The 398-nt window shown below is 70.9% G+C and carries 1 protein-coding gene; it reads left to right on the plus strand.

Annotated elements, in window-relative coordinates; all coding sequences use genetic code 11:
- On the plus strand, positions 1–398 hold a 398-nt coding region (locus FNX44_RS27770), incomplete at both ends, for an efflux RND transporter permease subunit (protein WP_173019334.1).

Genomic DNA, 398 nt, shown 5'->3' on the forward strand with positions numbered 1-398 from the left:
TTCCAGGCCAGCGCATCACCGTGCCGCTCAGCGCCGACGGCCAGTTGTCCACGCCGGAACAGTTCGCGGCGATCGTACTGCGCGCCGGGGCCGACGGTTCACGGGTGGTGCTGGGTGATGTCGCCCGCGTCGAACTGGGCGCGCAGAGCTATGCCTGGGGCACCCGCGAGGATGGCCATCCGGCCACCGCCGCCGGGGTGCAGCTGCGGCCGGGCGCGAATGCGGTGCGCACGGCGTCGGCGGTCCGTGAGCGCATGGCGGAACTGGCGCCGCTGTTGCCGCGCGGCGTGGAGGCGAGCATCCCGTTCGACACCGCGCCGTTCGTGAAGATCTCGATCCAGAAGGTGGTGCAGACGCTGCTGGAGGCGATGCTGCTGGTGTTCGCGGTGATGTACCTG

Origin of the sequence: Streptomyces alkaliterrae, from assembly GCF_007097205.2 — a bacterium.
GTDB lineage: Bacteria > Actinomycetota > Actinomycetes > Streptomycetales > Streptomycetaceae > Streptomyces > Streptomyces alkaliterrae.